We start from the raw sequence: 16,870 nt of genomic DNA on the forward strand, positions 1-16,870 counted from the left end.
TCCTATATACCCATCGGCTTTCGAGCTACAGCTTTGCGGGATGTAACTCAAAACATACTGGATATACATTTCTTGCAAATAGGTCGGGTAGTTTCAGAAAAACTCCCGACTTCTTATATAAGCAAGACTTATACTTTATCGGGCCATGAAGGCCAATGAAAGTCCAATTTTGTCATTATGTGATGCCAATCTAATTCCAATACACTCTATACCTTGCTGTACAGGCTAATGTACACTTACGCCATCAAATAACCGGGGTTAAAAATATGCTGAATCACTTTGTTGACTGGATACACGAACAACTTGAAAAGAAAAGCAATAGCCCTCGTTATATACAATTGCAAAAAGCCATCGAAATGGCGATTGAAAAACAATTATTGGCTGTAGATGAGTTTTTACCCCCCGAGCGCCGATTAGCAGAACGGCTCAATATATCCCGAGTCACTGTCAGTAAGGCGATGCAGCTTCTGGAAGAAAAAGGGGTGATCATACGCCAGCAAGGAATTGGCACTCAGGTTGCAAAACCGGGGAATTCTTCTCTTAATCAGGCGGTTGGCTTTACTTCCCAAATCATTAAAGAGGGAGGAACGGTATCCAATTATTGGTTATCAAGAAAGATTATCCCCGCGCCGGAAGATATAGCGAAAAAATTATCGATTAACACGGGCGAGTACATTGCCAAACTGCGCCGCATCCGCCTTGCTAACGGCACTCCGGTTTCCCTTGAGAATACCTACATTCCCCAAGCCTATCTGCCTCACCCAGAATTATTGGAAGGTTCCCTGTATGCTCATTGGGAACAACAAAATATTCACCTCACCAACGTGCATCATAAAATCAAGGCCATTGCCTGCCATGCAGAGCTTGCCATATTGCTCAATATCGCCGAAAACTCACCATTGCTGCAAATTCACCAAATCAGCCTGAATAGCCAAAATGATGTCATTGAATTCAGTGAAATTTTGTGTCGTGGTGATATTTATGGGTTGGATTTCAATTCTCCTCAGAATATTGACATCAATTATAAACCATAAAAATCATTAATATATATTGTCGTTCATCAAGGTTATTTCCCCTGTTTTTTGGGGATATTCAATCCCTCTGCTATACATCATTTTTTTAACCTAACTTATATTCTTATCATTAAAAATATTACTTTTTTGTTAAAAAATAACCTTTATCGAATAAAAAAGGAACAGCATACTATTAAATCATAAAAATATTACTTTAGTGTTTATAATAGAAAATCCCTAATAGAAATCGGCCAACACAAGAAAAATAACTAATAAAAACAACATATTAAAATCAAAAACATCTCGATAACCCATCGATTTCAAATCATTAGGGAGAAATAAAAATAGCAAACAAAGCAGTGCAAGAAACGATAAGGGCCATATCACCTTTTACTCAAGGGATTATTTATGAACGATATTAGCCAATTATATTCAAAACATCCTGAGTTATACGATGCATTTTCAACCCAAAGAGAATTTCTGGCAGAATGCCGCTCCCTTCTTGATCTCTCATCTCCCTGCGATCCTCATGAAATAACCACATTAGAATTACTCGCCGGACCAGCAAGACATTCACTGACGTTTAATCAATTGGGGTGTAAAGCTTATTCACTTGATGGTTCTGAAGGGATGAAATCCTATTCCGTCGCAAAAGGTCTACAACGCGAAGAAAACTACTTTGTTTCGAGCTTACCTTCTGATGAGACGATTATTCCTCCTGATTTGAAATTTAATATTTTCACTTTGCTCAGATATTCTGTTGGTTACTTTACAAAAGAATCCATTCAATGGTTATTAAAATGGTGCCAACGTCACTCCCATAAAAATGGCATACTTTTCATTCAGATACATAAACCAAGCACATTCATTGACATTATCGAAAAACATGAAGAAACACGTGTTATCAGTGACACTGAGCTGGGCAAGGTGGAAAGCTATTGGCCAATCACTCCGCCTGAATGGAGCGACACTACCTGGGAAGCCATAATGACGGTAAAAGTGATTATTAATGGTGAAACTCATTTATATGAGTCCCGAGAAATAATCCACTCTTATGAGGATATTAAGCATCTTGCTGAGTTAATGGGGTGCAGGGCAGAAATCATTCCGCCACAAAAACTATCTGGATTTACAACCAGCGCCCATATCGTCGCCATATATCTATAAACATATTCCTTCTGCCAGTCTGAATCGCTGACAGAAGGAATAGTATAGCGAGAAAGCAACTACAGGAAGAAAGTAAAAACGTGGTTATTCCTTACCTGCCGCATGCAACTGCTGGTAAATATAGTGCTTATAACTCTCTACCAACGCGTTGTCCTGACAATCATTCAAAGCACCATCACACAAATGACGCATGGTCATATTGGCCTGATAAAATGGCGGCGCAACCAAGCGGGCACGCTCCAGTATGATTCCGCCCAGGAAAGAAATATCCGTCAGTTTACCCGTCGTGATTGAAGTTCCCTGTTTTAAATTATCCCGTAAGGTAAATTGGGTAATATGCGCGGGATCAGGTAGTGAAGAGTGATAATGATCAAAATGGATGTTCGGTTGATGATCGCCAAAATAGAGGAAAACCGTGGGCTTATCGCGCTTGGCAACAAATTCACTGAAATCCTTGATGGCCGGATCGGAGGCGATAATTTTTTCCATGTAATGACTGAATTTGCCTACTGCTGTTGAATGTTCAACACTGCCAGTCAAACCATAGTCATCATGATGGTTCTCATCATAAGGGCCATGTTCAAACATTGTCAGAGAGAAGATAAAAATTGGCTTATCGGTTTCCTTAGCCAAAATAGTTTTCACATAAGACAACATATCCTGTGTCGAAATCGTCCATAGGTTTTCACCCATGCTGGCGGGATAGCCTAACTCTTGTGGCTGGATCACCCGGTCAACGCCTAATGTCTTGTAAGCGTGCCCGGCATGATAAGCAGATTTATTAAATGGCGTCAGCACAACGGTGTAATAACCATTGTCTTTCATCGCACGGAATAAACTGTTTTGCAGATGATCGACAACAAAGTAAAACACGGCATTTTTGCGTGAGCCGAAATCATCCGTATTCAATCCCGTTAAAACAGAGAATTCAGATAACCATGTTCCACCACCAAAAGTTTGTACCCTTAGCGGACCTTGGGCGCTGACACCCGCATCGCGCTGGAACATATACAAATCTGGCAAGCTAACATTAGCGGGTAATTGGTAAAGATGGGGATTAACGGTGGATTCTTGCAGTAAAACAACCACATCGGGTTTCACGGCTGATTGAGGTTCAGGCAGAGTCACTTTTTTCGCCTGTCGCAAGAAATAATCAGCAGATGTGCCAAACTGCGGTGGCTGATATTCTGCATCCATGGCCGACATCACCATATTGGTCATCGTTCCCCGCCCTTTCGGCAATTCATTCTGCCATTGAGCGTAGTAGGCTTTGACCGTTAAATTGATACCCCAAACACTGGCGGCCATCAAAACGATACTGGCGAAGCGCCATTTGATACTTCGTACAGGAGAAACCGTTTTCCAGCTCAGTATCATATTGAATATCAACCAAATAACCATCGCCACTACCGCAATACCGGCCAGCCAATAATGACGCAAAGTTTCCTGATTTGCGGGGTCCAGCATGACATTCAAATCGGAAAACATCAGTTGTTCTTTGTAGTAGTGGACTTTTAGCTGATTGAGGAATTTGAGGATAATAAATAAGGTTCCCGTTAACACCGCCGAAAATAACCAACGCGCTGAAACTAAGAAAACCAGGCCAAAGATGACGCTAAACACGCCGACAGACACCAGTGCAGGATAAATATCTCCGCCCTTTTCAAACACCAATATCAAGGAAGCAATCAGCAGCAATCCAAGATAAATCTTCGAGATTATCTTTTTCTTCATACTCTATTGAATTCCACATATGAGTTCAGTTTGACATCACTCGCTGAAAATAGCATAGGTTTTCAAATATGCCGTAAATAAAATGCAGCAAATTCGCTCAATGAAGACAGCGTGGATTCAAAGGAGTTCAACAGCCATTTTGTAAAATAGATATTTTATGACAAGCAGCTAGAAAACGTCCCCATCCCGTAAAACGTGCAAGTTTGCCTTCCTGCGGGTAAAACCTGTACGGTCAAAGTACTCCAGAATTTGGATCGCTAATTTCCGGCCGATACCTAACTCATTGCGAAAATCTATCGCGGTAATGCCTCCATTAGCCTGATCATATTGACGGATCAAATCAGCAAATTGCTGTATATACCGGCGGTGATAATAACGATCAGGTACGATAGCGATAATAAGCCCCAATTGTGCGGCAGTACGCAAAAGGCGGCGTATGGTTTCTTCATCTTCCCCCATTTCAGTTGCCAAATCGCGTATCCACCACGCTTCCTCCTTGAAATGCGATTCTGCTTTTGACCACAAATTTGCCTGTTCTGTGGTAAACGCCAACCCATGTTCAGGCAAATGCAGCCCGCCATGCGTTTGCTTTAGCGCTTTCTGCTCAAGTAAGCGATTGATCAAGGTATAAACCAGCGTTTCATCCAATGTTGGCAGCGCCATCCGTTTCAGGCGGGCTTTACCCAAGCCCAGTTGATCGGGGTGTTTCTCGTGATATTCCGCCAAAACCTGCAATAACTTTTGCTCCGCTAACGCCGCATTCTGCTGCGATAATGCCCAATCATCCGCAATAACGAGCTTTACTTCTGCCAATAGGCTATTGATCTGGTTTCTTGTCAACTGACGCGCCCAGGCAAAATGGCTGAGAGACAGTGCACCATTCGGTAAATGCAGCATGAGATGCTCTGCATGACTGACAGCCCGTGCCAATTGTGATAGCCAATTCAGGAATGCAGGCTGGCGTTTCCCCCTGCGCGGAGAATTCAGGTTAATGACCCTTGCACCTGCCAACGTTTTTTTGGCACTGATATCACGCAATATCAGGCGATCATTTTCAACTAACCACAAAGGGCGATCCAACACCAATTCAGCCAATATCGGCGTATCAGCCAGCGAGTTCAGCAATGAAATTCGCCCGGTAATATGGCTGGCGGCATGATGGATATGGAGAGATTGCCAATTTTGCAGTGGTACATCCGTTTCAATTTCCACCAGCACTTTTTCAGACGCGGACATTGAATTTTGCGAGGCCCGGATTTTTTGAGAAAACGGCTTTTGCGCTAATAGCCAATCACCACGGGAAATGTGCTCTTTGCTGATATCACCGGCAATATTCAAAGCAATACGCTGGCCTGCCTGCGCAACCTGAGCAGGTTGATTCTGGGCATGTAAGCCACGAACCCGGACAGCTTGGTCACAACCCGTCAGCCACAACGTATCACCGACATGGATACGCCCCGCCAAAGCCGTTCCTGTGACCACCAATCCCGCGCCTTTAACCGTAAAGGCCCGATCGATTGCCAACCGAAAACGTTGATTCAATGTTTCCTGCTGCGGGTTTTGAAGAAGGGAAGAATGGCGATTTTGATGGACAGACAGTAAGTGTTCTCTCAGCGGGGCAATGCCATCACACGTTGTTGCCGCCGTCACAAACAGAGGCGCTGATTGCCAGCCTTGAGATGCCAATAACTGTCTCACCTGCTGCCGGACTTCCTCAATCCTTGCCTGTTCGACACTATCGGCTTTGGTCAGTACAACCGTGATATCAGGCCGCCCGATTAAACGCAGGATCGCCAGATGCTCCTGAGTTTGTGCCATCACTCCATCATCACAGGCGACAACCAACAGAACATGATCAATCCCCCCCATTCCCGCCAGCATGTTAGACAGGAATTTTTCATGCCCCGGTACATCGACAAAACCTACCGAAGAGCCATCTGGCTGCGGCCAATAGGCATAACCGAGATCGATAGTCATGCCCCGTTTTTTCTCTTCCGGTAAATGGGTCGTATCAACTCCTGTGATTGCGTGAATCAGGGTCGTTTTACCGTGATCAACATGTCCCGCTGTGGCAAAAATCATAGTCATCGAGCCTATATCTATAACAACGATTCTGAGGGGTTTTTATGAAAATAACGCCTGAAATAACGTATTCCCATCTTCAAGGCAACGCAAATCCAGCCATAACCGCCCATCATACAGACGCCCAATCACGGGCTTGTTCAAATTACGCCATTGATGAGCCAATTTCTCCAATGTACTGCCACGCCCATCAATCGCAGTAAAAGTCAGCGCCCAACTGGGTAAGCGATCCACAGGTAAGGAACCGCTGCCAATCTGGGAATAGCAAGGTTCATCGCGAACAATGAATTTGTCGCTGTAATATGCCTGAATGTTGGGCAGTAACTGTTGCGCCATGTCATGGATTTCATCTTGCGGACGAGTCAGTAAACGCAGTGTCGGTAACGTTTGACGAAGCTGTTCAGGATGTTGATAAAGACGCAATGTGGCTTCCAATGCAGCCAGTGTCATTTTATCCGCCCGCAATGCACGTTTCAGGGGATGGCGTTGAATGGCTTCAATCCACGGTTTCTTACCGACAATTATTCCGGCTTGCGGGCCACCCAACAATTTATCACCGGAGAAAGTGACAAGATCGATGCCGTGGCTCAGATAATCCTGTGGCATCGGTTCCGCAGGCAAGCCATATTGCGCCATGTCTGTCATGGAACCACTACCGAGATCGATGGCAGTCGGGATTTGAGATGCGATACCCAACTTCGCCAGTTCTTCACCCGATACTTCGGCAGTAAAACCTTCGATGCTGTAATTGCTGGTATGCACTTTCATCAATAAACCCGTTTCGGGGTTGATTGCCTGCTGGTAATCTTTCAAGTGCGTTCGGTTAGTCGTCCCCACTTCGACCAAACGACAACCCGCTTGCACCATCACATCGGGAACACGAAAGGCACCGCCAATTTCCACCAGCTCACCACGGGAAACGACAACCTCTTTTCCCTGCGCCACAGTCGCCAATACCAGCAAAACCGCAGCAGCGTTATTGTTGACGATACAGGCATCTTCTGCTCCCGTCAGGGTACACAGTAGATCAGCCAGCGCGCGATCACGATGCCCACGAGCCGCACCATCAAGGGAATATTCCAACGTAACCGGCAAACGCATCACCTGTGTCACCGCATCAATCGCCGGCTCTGCCAGCAATGCCCGCCCCAAATTAGTGTGAAGCACCGTGCCACTCAAGTTAAGCACGGGTTTCAACGCTGACATCTGATCCTGTCCCAATCTTTGGCGTAATGGTGCGGCCCAATTATCACTCCATTCCGGCAGGGTTTGATGTTCCCGAATATTGAACCGCGCCTGCGCCTGCATTTCCCGCAATATATCTACCACTCGCGTCTGCCCATGATGCGCTGTCAACGAGATAATTTCTGGCTCCCGCAGCAATCGATCAATAGAGGGTAATTGACGGTACAGTGAGTTTATTGCTTGTGTCATCGTTTCATTCCTCACCACTTATTCTCATCTATCACCATTTATTCATTGGGAACATTTATTCATTGGGAAATAGAAAAGGGTTCAGGCTGCTACGGGCGAAACCTTCCTCTTCCATTTTGGCATCCAAAATCAGTGATGCCAGATCATCCGCCACGGCATCCACATTAGGATCTTTTTCCTGATAAAGAATTTTCAGATAACTGCCGCAATCACCACAACTTTCCGCCTTGACTGCCGCTTGCTCACTATCCAATGACCAATAATTCAGATCACGAGTCTGCTCACAATTGCTGCATTTGACTCGCACAACATGCCACTCACTTTCACACAAATGGCAATGCAAGTAGCGCAAGCCTTGGCTGGAGCCGATTTGCACAATACTGACAACGGGCATACTGCCGCAAACCGGACAAAACTGTCGGTGTTCACCATATTCCGCCCGCGCTTTGCCGGGGATCAGACTGGCCATTTGAGCCCAATAAACAGACAATGCCGCCCAGACAAACACGGCCTGATCGGCACCGACTTTGCTGAATTCTCTATTAAGCAGTGCACTTGCCATCTCTTCCAGCTCTTGTTCTGAGTTTTTTGCCAGATTTTCAATGGCAGGTTTTACATGTTCTGGCACGGTGGGCAACAATTCTGCTATCAGGGAATACAGGATATTTTGCCAGTGCTGAGTACGGGGCAGGATTTTACAATCTAACGGGATGCCACTCTCTTGTCGGGAATGATCGATAATTTCACCCAACTCCACATTCAGCGGATTGTCATACAGGGCTTTTTGCTGCGCCTGCACGATTTCAGCAACAAAATTCAGATAGTTTGAAAATGGATTGTTTTCTGTCGCCAACGTTCTCAGACGTTCGGCACGACGTTGATACAGATTTTTCAGATTGGCAAACAGCAAGGGAGGAATAAAACCAGCACCTCTTTCACTTACGCGCTCTTTGCCTAACTGCTCTTTAGGAACAATGCGAATACTCATTACCTTCACCTTCCCATTATGTTTATACGTAAGTATCCAACCATCTTACCTTGTCAAACATCACCTTACCAAACAACGGGTATTACCATGCAAGTTTACTGACATCACCGTAACAATTCAGGTTAGACTATCAGTGCTATAAAAAGGGGGGAAGGGTGGATTTATCTGCATAATCATTAACACTCTTCTGGGTTGGCCTATCGATAATTGAAGAGATTGATGATGAAACTAACACCTAAAAAATTACGGGCGGCAATAGAAAAATATGCCCAATTGCCTGAGAAACAGAGAAATTTAACCCAAAAGCAGATAGATTGGTTTACCAATCCAGAAAACGTATTCCTGCTGATAAGTCTGGTATTAACCCTGCCTAAGGAAACAATGACTGAGATGGGGGACAGCATTAGCAGTTGGGTTGAGGTTGCCATCGCGGAACTTGCGTTAACGACGAATAAGTTACCAGCAGAAGCCAAGCAACAATTTGAAGAGGCTATTGAATACATTCTGGCTTATACCAAAGAAAACGACGAGATCAACAGTGAATGTGTGCTGCTTTGTTTATCAATATTGAAGAGACACCAGTTTCACATCGACACTGACATCACTCATTTGCTGGATGTTCCAAAATATGCAGATGACACCAATATCGCAACTTTTCCCCAGAAACAGCCCAGATTAAGCCAACTATTTGATCAATTTGAGATCCAATCTGGCATTGAATTCATTGAGTTTTTCGAAACCGGCTTTTCTGTAGTCCCTGCTGAAACCTTACCTCATTTACTGTCGGAAGTGGCTCACCATCCATGGGGCATAGATGCTCTACTTTTACTGACTCAGTACTTTGAAGAACCCGTTGCCCTTGCCTGTGCGGAAGCGTTGGATAATTGCCCTTCCTCGGCATGGACAAATTTATCCTACTTGCAACTTTTAAACCTGTGTGCACGATTCAATCGCCATCCCTCTATTAAACACTGTTTTAAGCGCTGGAAAAAACGCGCACTGGCACACAATAAGGCCCGGAAAGCAGCAGAAATACATGAATTATACGCCTCCCATGTTGATGGCAATGATTGCGCCAGTATGATGGCAAAAGTGACACTGGGTAATCAGGTATCTCAGTTAAACATGATGCTGGATTTCAAATCGGGCATTCGGGAGACCTTACTGCATCTTGATCCTGAACAATCCCTCACTGAGCTGATCGCACAATTAGACCCCCATGTAGACTTTACACCGGTTTCTCCAGACTGGCTGCAACAAGTCTTACCGTGGATCCTTTCAGTACAGTCAGACAAAAACACCCCACTCGACCTCTACTCACTTTATTGGTTATCGCAACTCCCTTTCGAGTGGACACAACCAGAAGCGTTTGATTTTGAATACTGGAGCCAAAAACTGGGCTATCAAGCCAATCGGCAGCGTCAGGAACGAAATCGCCTCAACCTTATGACGGGGTATTCACCATTAATTATGAGTTGGCTGGCACCAGAAGAATATATATTGGAAGCGAAAACACCTAAGGATTTATTGAAGCACTATTACTATGCAAACCGGGAGCTGTTTACTGAACGCCTGACTTACTCGGCCGCAGTCGAACAGTATAAACTGCCGCCACAAGCGCAACGTCTGACGAATGATTATTTAGACTTGGCCTATACACTCAGCGATCCCACTTTGAGTCGCAAAAAATTTGCACTATTTGATACCTTATCAGAGTTCAGTTTTGAGTACTTTACCACCGCGATGGACCTTATCGATGCTGAGATGCCACTACAAGGATTAGTCATCAAAGTCAGCTTACTTGATGCAAGCCCTGCGGTATGGCGCCGGATTCAAGTCAGCAACCAACTCACACTAAGTGAATTTCATGATGTGATACAAAATGCCATGGGATGGGAGAATGCCCACCTGTTCCGCTTTGATATTATGGGAATAGAAATCTCAGAAGAGCATTATGACCAAGTACGTATCGGAGTATTTCTGAGTGATATCGGCGATTATCTCAGCTACCAATATGACTTTGGCGATGATTGGTTCCATTTGGCGATAGTCGAGAAAGTACTGCAAAAAGATATTACTCTGCCTGTAGTTACGGCAGGTAAGGGCATGTGTCCGGCTGAAGATTCTGGCGGTATTTTTAGTTGGAACCATTTACTCAAGTTGAGGAAAAAGAAAGTCCTGACTGAAGACGAAGCAGAGCAATTGGATTGGGCGGGATTATCTCCAAGTGAAGAGCCTGAGCCTTTTGATAAGGAGCAGGCTAATCAGAGGCTCAAAAAATTATTCAGTGAATAATTTTTCCTTATTTATGGAGCATCGGCTACTTGAATAAATCAGCTTGGTGCTCTTTATATTTTGGCGGTAATGTCTGACAGGTCTGTAAAAGCGCAAAAGTCTCTAGAATAATCTCTTGCGCTTTCTTATTGTTGGCATATTTCTTAGCACCCTTTCCAAACCGTCTTTAGTAAACGATGATCGTCAACACTATTTACCAGCCCAAGTCGCGTTTTAACTCATCAATTGTGTTTACATGGTGAACATCTTTACCATTTTCCAGCTCACGAATGGCTTGTAATGTTTCGCTATTTGGTTGGAAAAAACTGTCAGATAATTGCCCTTCAACCACTAACCGATTAACAATCATACAAATCACAGTAGACAAATCCAGCCCTAACGCCTTGGCATTTGACATAGCCGCTTCTTTAGAATCGAAGGTATTCTGGCTATTACAACAGAACCATATCAAGCTTCCATAAACGATTCAAATAATAATCAATTAGCCCATTTTGCAGCCACAAAATAAATTTTATCAATTTGATTTTCCTGCACGATAGGGAGACATGTTCAATATTAATTGCCTATTTTCATTACAATTATGCTAATAACCTAAAGTTAATATCTTTCTCTTTTTAGAGAAATTTTCTTATTGAGTTAATTTTTCCTTTTAGGTATATTTTTTCGTCAGGAGGAGCTAAAATGTTCAATGTGATAACTCACCCAGACGCACTGTTAGAATTAAAACAGTTACCGGACGAACTACGAGGTCGGATGTTCAAATTAATAGAGCGTCTACGAACGAACGGTAATCAGCTAAAAATGCCACATAGCAGAGTTATTGGTGGTGGTCTGTTTGAATTGAGAATAGGAGATAAAAACATTACCAGAACGCTATATGCATTTGAAATAGGCCAGAAAATTTACCTACTGCATGCATTTGTGAAAAAAACGCAAAGAACCCCTACTGGTGCGATAGAAATCGCCAGAAAACGGCTGAAGGAGCTTACCGAATGAAAGGTATTGAATTTGACCAATTGAAAGCAGAGATGTTAAATACACCAGAGGCCATCCAAGCATACAACGATGCAGACAAAGAATTAGGTATTATTGAGCTACTATACCAAATGCGTGAACATGCTGGGTTGTCTAAATCAGAATTGGCTAATAGATTGGGAGTTTCTCCATCTGCCATTACGAGGCTTGAAGGTAACCCAATGGGGGCCAGCATGAAAACGCTCTCCCGCTATGCCAGAGCCTGCGGTGCCAATATCGATATTAAAGTGAGTTATTGATAAGAAATGAGTGGGGCCCCGGTCTCACTTCATTTTCAATATGTAAGAAAAAAGCAGGGTACACAAAATACCCTGCCTCAAATTTACTCTTTTTCCTTCTGTTGTTCTTGTTTCACTATCTCACGATACCAGCGGGGATGATGTTTTTTCGCCCAGCCACGTGTGACCCAGCCTTCCACCATTGCCCGTACTGAGCCTTTCACCCAAAACGCCGCATAAGCGTGGACAATAATGGTCAGAATCAGGCCGATCGCTGACAGTGAGTGCACCAGCAAGGCAATTCTGATCAATGGAATCGAGAAATATTCGGCAAAATAAGGACGCCAGATAATAATGCCGCTGACCAACAATAAAAACAGACAAATACTTACCGACCAGTAAATGCCTTTCTGACCGAGGTTATACTGCCCGATATCCCCCGCTTCTTCATTACGCAGCACTTTATGAACATTCTTTGCCCATTCAATGTCATCCCTGTCAATCAGGTTATGTTTGAAGTACCTGAAAAACATAAAGATAAACAGGAAGAACATGATCGAACCCGCAAACGGATGCAGTATCCGTGATAGCTGTGGTGTACCAAAGATATTCATCATCCAGTTCAGGGAAGGGAAGAAAAATCCCAATCCACTGATAGCGGTGAATAAAAAGCAGATTACCACCGCCCAATGATTGACTCGCTCAACCGGAGAATGACGAATAATGATATCGTTACGCTTTTTCATTTCTTCACCTCCTGATCGCTGGAATCAACATCCTTGAGTGCGCTCTCTTCCTCTTCTGTAGAGACACGGTTCGGGCCAATGCCGACGTAATGGAAAATGGAAGCAGCAAAGGTCGCGGCAAAACCGATTGCCGCCAATGGCTTCCAGACACCTTTCCAGAATGTGACCGTCGGGCTGATGGTCGGGTTATCCGGCAGGCCATGGTAAAGCTGAGGTTTATTGGCATGGTGCAGAACATACATCACATGTGTTCCTCCCACACCTTTGGGATCGTACAACCCGGCATTTTCATAACCGCGTCCCTTAAGCTCCTCAACCCTCTCCGCTGCCAGCGCTTTCATATCCTGCTTACTGCCGAAATGAATCGCGCCGGTCGGACAGGTCTTCACACAGGCAGGCTCCTGCCCCACACCAACACGGTCAACACACAGGGTACATTTGTAGGCGCGATTATCCTCTCTGTTGATGCGCGGTACATCGAAAGGACAACCCGCAATGCAATAGCCGCAGCCAATGCAGTGCTCTGACTGAAAATCAACAATACCATTGGCATACTGAATAATCGCCCCTTCTGCCGGACAGGCTTTCAGACAACCCGGATCAGCACAGTGCATACAGCCATCTTTACGGATCAACCACTCCAGTCTGCCATTCTCCTCCACTTCGGAAAATCGCATCACTGTCCATGACTTCGCCGTCAGATCGGCCGGATTATCATAAACACCGACGTTGTGCCCAACTTCATCACGAATGTCGTTCCATTCTGAACACGCCACCTGACACGCTTTACAGCCGATGCAGGTCGTCACGTCGATCAACTTTGCCACTTCCTGCTGGTGCTCCCGCACATGAGGTGCGGGAGTCAGTGAATTGGTGGCAGAGCGGCGAATAATGTCCTGAGATTGCAATGACATGATTTTTCTCCCCTACACCTTTTCCACATAAACCAGAAATGCCTTGAATTCCGGTGTCTGCGTATTGGCATCACCGACAAACGGCGTCAGGGTATTCGCAAGGAAACCTTTCTTCGCCGCGCCTTCAAAACCCCAGTGAATCGGGATACCTATGGTATCTACTTCACGACCATGAACATTCAAGGTACGAATACGCTTTGTCACCACCGCCTTGGCTTTGATATAACCACGTTTGGAGCTGACTCTGACAGTATCACCCTGCTTGATACCTTTCTCTGCCGCCAACCGTTCACCAATTTCCACAAACTGCTCTGGCTGGGCAATAGCGTTTAGCAACGCATGTTTTGTCCAGAAGTGGAAATGTTCGGTCAATCGATAAGTGGTTCCTACATAAGGGAATTTATCGGCCTTACCCATCGCTTCAAAATCACTCTTGAATACGCGGGCAGCCGGATTGGAAACCACATTCGGATGCAGCGGGTTAGTTCCCAACGGCGTTTCGAACGGCTCATAATGTTCAGGGAAGGGGCCTTCAGCCATTTTGTCGATGGCAAACAAACGTCCCATGCCTTCGGGCTGCATGATAAACGGCCCAACATCCGTACCGGGAGCCGCGTTGCTGTAGTCCGGGATATCTGCACCCGCCCATTTATCACCATTCCAGGCAATCAATTGACGTTTCGGGTCCCACGGCTTGCCCTGTGGATCGGCTGATGCACGGTTATACAGGATGCGACGATTCAGAGGCCACGCCCATGCCCACCCCAGTGTATTACCGATGCCGGACGGATCTGCGTTATCACGGCGGGCCATCTGGTTGCCTTCCGGTGTCCAGCTTCCGGCGAATATCCAGCAACCACTGGCGGTTGTACCGTCGTCACGCAATTGCGCGAACGATGACAATTGCTGACCTTTTTTCACCAGCACATTGCCGTTGTCATCCAGCAAATCAACCAGAGCACGGCCGTTATTTTCCTGCGCCACTTCTTCTGGGGTTGGATTGTCAGGATCGAGATAATCCCATGTCATACTTAAGACTTGCTCTGGTGCCGCGCCACCTTCTTCGCGGTACAAATCACGCAGGCGCTTGAAGATACCTGACAGAATTTCACCATCCCCAATAGCTTCACCCGGTGCATCCGCCCCTTTCCAGTGCCATTGCAGCCAGCGGGCTGAATTGACTATTGAGCCATTCTCTTCGGCAAAACAGCAGCATGGCAGGCGGAACACTTCGGTCTGAATGGCAGAAGGATCAACATCGTTAAATTCACCATGATTTTGCCAGAATGAAGACGTTTCAGTACTGAGCGGATCAACCGTGATCAAAAACTTCAGTTTCGACAACGCGGCAACCACTTTGTTCTTGTTCGGGAATGATGCGATGGGGTTGAATCCCTGACAGATATAACCGTTCACTTCCCCTTTCGACATCATTTCGAAATATTGCAGGACATCGTAAGGCTTATCCCACTTCGGCAGCAGATCAAAGCCCCAGTCATTCTCTTTACGGGCATTATCGCCATAAAAACTCTTCATCAGACTGACAAAGAACTTCGGATAATTTCCCCAATAATTGACCTGTCCCGGAACAGTGGATTTTGGGGTACTGGCCTGCAAATAAGTTTGCAGGTCGGCCTGTTTCTCCGACGGCAGGGAGAGATAACCCGGCAGGCTCTGCGACAGCAGCCCCAAATCCGTCAGGCCCTGAATATTGGAGTGACCACGCAGCGCATTAATACCGCCGCCCGCCATTCCCATATTGCCGAGCAACAATTGGATCATAGCCATGGTACGAATGTTCTGTGCGCCAATGGAGTGTTGCGTCCAGCCCAGTGCGTACAGGAAAGAAGTGGTTTTGTCTTTCGCACTGGTTTCTGCCAGATATTCACACACCCTAAGAAAATCTTCCTTCGGCGTGCCACAAATATCAGTCACAACATCCGGCGTATAACGGCTGACGTGAGATTTCAGCAAATTCCAGACACAACGGGGATGGGACAGGGTTTTGTCACGTTTGGCAAAACCATTCTCATCCAGTTCGTAATTCCATGTCGTTTTGTCATACCTGCGATTTTCCGCATCATAGCCGCTGAACAAACCATCATCGAACGAAAAATCCTCTCGCACAATCAGGCTGGCATTGGTGTAAGCCTCGACATATTCACGATTAATCTTTTCATTGGTCATCAGGTATAAAATCACACCTGATAGGAAGGCAATATCCGTACCGGAACGAATAGGCGTGTAAAAATCCGCCACAGATGCTGTACGGGTAAAACGTGGATCGATAACAATCAGTTTCGCATTGTTATGAATTTTGGCTTCCATCGCCCAACGGAAACCCACAGGATGTGCCTCAGCGGCATTCCCGCCCATCACGACGATCAGGTTCGCGTTCTTAATATCCACCCAGTGGTTGGTCATCGCACCGCGACCAAATGTTGGAGCAAGACTTGCTACCGTTGGTCCGTGTCAGACACGCGCCTGGTTGTCTACGGCAAGCATGCCGAGAGCGCGACTAAATTTTTGCGATAAAAAACCCGTTTCGTTACTGGCTGCGGAAGCACACAACATGCCCGTTGTCAGCCAACGGTTAACCGTAACGCCATCTTGGTTGGTTTTGATGAAATTGGCATCGCGATCTTGTTTCATCAATCTCGCAATACGATCGAAGGCTTCATTCCAGCTTATGCGTTGCCATTGATTAGAGCCGGGGGCGCGATATTCCGGATAGTGCAGGCGATTTTTGCTGTGGATAAAATCAACCAATCCAGCCCCTTTAGGACACAAGGCACCACGGTTTACAGGATGATCCGGGTCCCCTTCGATATGAAAAATAGTGGATTTGGCATTTTTGGCGCCATCACCCAGGCTGTACATCAATAATCCACAGCCGACAGAACAGTATGTGCAGGTATTTCGGGTTTCACGCGCACGCAGCAATTTGTAGTTACGTGTTTGTGCCATCGCGGCGGTCGGGGCAAACCCCAACGCGGCTGCCGTCGTACCCGCCATACCGCCAGCGCAGATCTTAAAGAACTGCCTTCTGCTGACTTGCATGGGGATCTCCTCACTCACATTGCTCATTAACACACCTCATCACGGGGATCCCGTGAGGATGCTCGCTTTTTATCAATATATTATTGAGTAACCAGACTGCATTGAATAACAAAACATCACCTGAATAATAACTTGGTGGATGTTTTTTTTGATTTTGGATACCGTCTGTTATAAACATTGTCCA

The 16,870-nt window shown here is 45.6% G+C and carries 13 protein-coding genes; 5 read left to right on the forward strand and 8 right to left on the reverse strand.

Annotated elements, in window-relative coordinates; translation table 11 throughout:
- Positions 1 to 266 precede the first annotated feature (266 nt).
- Both Xenpb_RS08520 and Xenpb_RS08525 read left to right on the forward strand, forming a co-directional pair.
- Positions 267 to 1,034 (forward strand): GntR family transcriptional regulator, encoded by a 768-nt coding sequence (locus tag Xenpb_RS08520; RefSeq protein ID WP_099113036.1) that lies wholly within the window; start codon positions 267 to 269, stop codon positions 1,032 to 1,034.
- A 387-nt stretch (positions 1,035 to 1,421) separates the two neighbouring features.
- Positions 1,422 to 2,180, forward strand: a complete 759-nt coding sequence (locus Xenpb_RS08525; protein ID WP_187653934.1) for a hypothetical protein — start codon at positions 1,422 to 1,424, stop codon at positions 2,178 to 2,180.
- 84 nt (positions 2,181 to 2,264) lie between these two features.
- On the opposite strand, the gene Xenpb_RS08530 is transcribed toward Xenpb_RS08525, so the two are convergent.
- The 4 genes from Xenpb_RS08530 to fdhE all read right to left on the reverse strand — a co-directional run bounded on the left by Xenpb_RS08530 (position 2,265) and on the right by fdhE (position 8,418).
- Positions 2,265 to 3,914: an LTA synthase family protein gene (locus tag Xenpb_RS08530; RefSeq protein WP_187653935.1), complete on the reverse strand. Its 1,650-nt coding sequence runs from the start codon at positions 3,912 to 3,914 to the stop codon at positions 2,265 to 2,267.
- A gap of 168 nt (positions 3,915 to 4,082) precedes the next feature.
- The gene (gene selB / locus Xenpb_RS08535; protein WP_187653999.1) at positions 4,083 to 5,996 is read right to left on the reverse strand and encodes a selenocysteine-specific translation elongation factor; all 1,914 of its coding nucleotides are present in this window, start codon (positions 5,994 to 5,996) and stop codon (positions 4,083 to 4,085) included.
- 42 nt (positions 5,997 to 6,038) lie between these two features.
- Positions 6,039 to 7,430 carry an L-seryl-tRNA(Sec) selenium transferase gene (gene selA / locus Xenpb_RS08540; protein ID WP_187653936.1) on the reverse strand — a complete coding sequence of 464 codons (1,392 nt, stop codon included), beginning with the start codon at positions 7,428 to 7,430 and terminating at the stop codon, positions 6,039 to 6,041.
- A 55-nt stretch (positions 7,431 to 7,485) separates the two neighbouring features.
- Positions 7,486 to 8,418 carry a formate dehydrogenase accessory protein FdhE gene (fdhE, locus tag Xenpb_RS08545; RefSeq protein WP_187653937.1) on the reverse strand — a complete coding sequence of 311 codons (933 nt, stop codon included), beginning with the start codon at positions 8,416 to 8,418 and terminating at the stop codon, positions 7,486 to 7,488.
- Positions 8,419 to 8,637: 219 nt separating this feature from the next.
- Between fdhE and Xenpb_RS08550 the strand changes: the two genes are divergently transcribed.
- A complete protein-coding gene (locus tag Xenpb_RS08550) occupies positions 8,638 to 10,713 on the forward strand; it encodes a plasmid pRiA4b ORF-3 family protein (protein ID WP_255523086.1) in 2,076 nt (691 codons plus the stop codon).
- A 193-nt stretch (positions 10,714 to 10,906) separates the two neighbouring features.
- On the opposite strand, the gene Xenpb_RS08555 is transcribed toward Xenpb_RS08550, so the two are convergent.
- Positions 10,907 to 11,110, reverse strand: a complete 204-nt coding sequence (locus tag Xenpb_RS08555; protein ID WP_187653938.1) for a type II toxin-antitoxin system RelB/DinJ family antitoxin — start codon at positions 11,108 to 11,110, stop codon at positions 10,907 to 10,909.
- A 284-nt stretch (positions 11,111 to 11,394) separates the two neighbouring features.
- Between Xenpb_RS08555 and Xenpb_RS08560 the strand changes: the two genes are divergently transcribed.
- Together Xenpb_RS08560 and Xenpb_RS08565 are read left to right on the forward strand one after the other, a co-directional pair.
- Positions 11,395 to 11,709 carry a type II toxin-antitoxin system RelE/ParE family toxin gene (locus Xenpb_RS08560; RefSeq protein WP_187653939.1) on the forward strand — a complete coding sequence of 105 codons (315 nt, stop codon included), beginning with the start codon at positions 11,395 to 11,397 and terminating at the stop codon, positions 11,707 to 11,709.
- Positions 11,706 to 11,987, forward strand: coding sequence for a helix-turn-helix transcriptional regulator (locus Xenpb_RS08565; protein ID WP_187653940.1), 282 nt, complete (start codon positions 11,706 to 11,708; stop codon positions 11,985 to 11,987). The genes Xenpb_RS08560 and Xenpb_RS08565 overlap by 4 nt, the downstream gene beginning before the upstream one ends.
- Before the next feature lie 83 nt (positions 11,988 to 12,070).
- Here Xenpb_RS08565 and fdoI read toward each other — a convergent pair whose 3' ends face one another.
- From fdoI to fdnG, 3 genes are read right to left on the reverse strand one after another with little or no spacing between them, the layout of a single operon-like run.
- The gene (fdoI, locus tag Xenpb_RS08570; protein ID WP_187653941.1) at positions 12,071 to 12,712 is read right to left on the reverse strand and encodes a formate dehydrogenase cytochrome b556 subunit; all 642 of its coding nucleotides are present in this window, start codon (positions 12,710 to 12,712) and stop codon (positions 12,071 to 12,073) included.
- On the reverse strand, positions 12,709 to 13,626 hold the full coding sequence (gene fdxH / locus Xenpb_RS08575) for a formate dehydrogenase subunit beta (protein WP_187653942.1): 918 nt from the start codon (positions 13,624 to 13,626) through the stop codon (positions 12,709 to 12,711). Before fdxH ends, fdoI begins: the two co-directional genes overlap by 4 nt.
- 12 nt (positions 13,627 to 13,638) lie before the next feature.
- Positions 13,639 to 16,686 (reverse strand): formate dehydrogenase-N subunit alpha, encoded by a 3,048-nt coding sequence (gene fdnG, locus Xenpb_RS08580; protein ID WP_187653943.1) that lies wholly within the window; start codon positions 16,684 to 16,686, stop codon positions 13,639 to 13,641.
- Positions 16,687 to 16,870: the final 184 nt, after the last annotated feature.

It is taken from the genome of Xenorhabdus sp. PB62.4, assembly GCF_014467285.1.
GTDB lineage: Bacteria > Pseudomonadota > Gammaproteobacteria > Enterobacterales > Enterobacteriaceae > Xenorhabdus.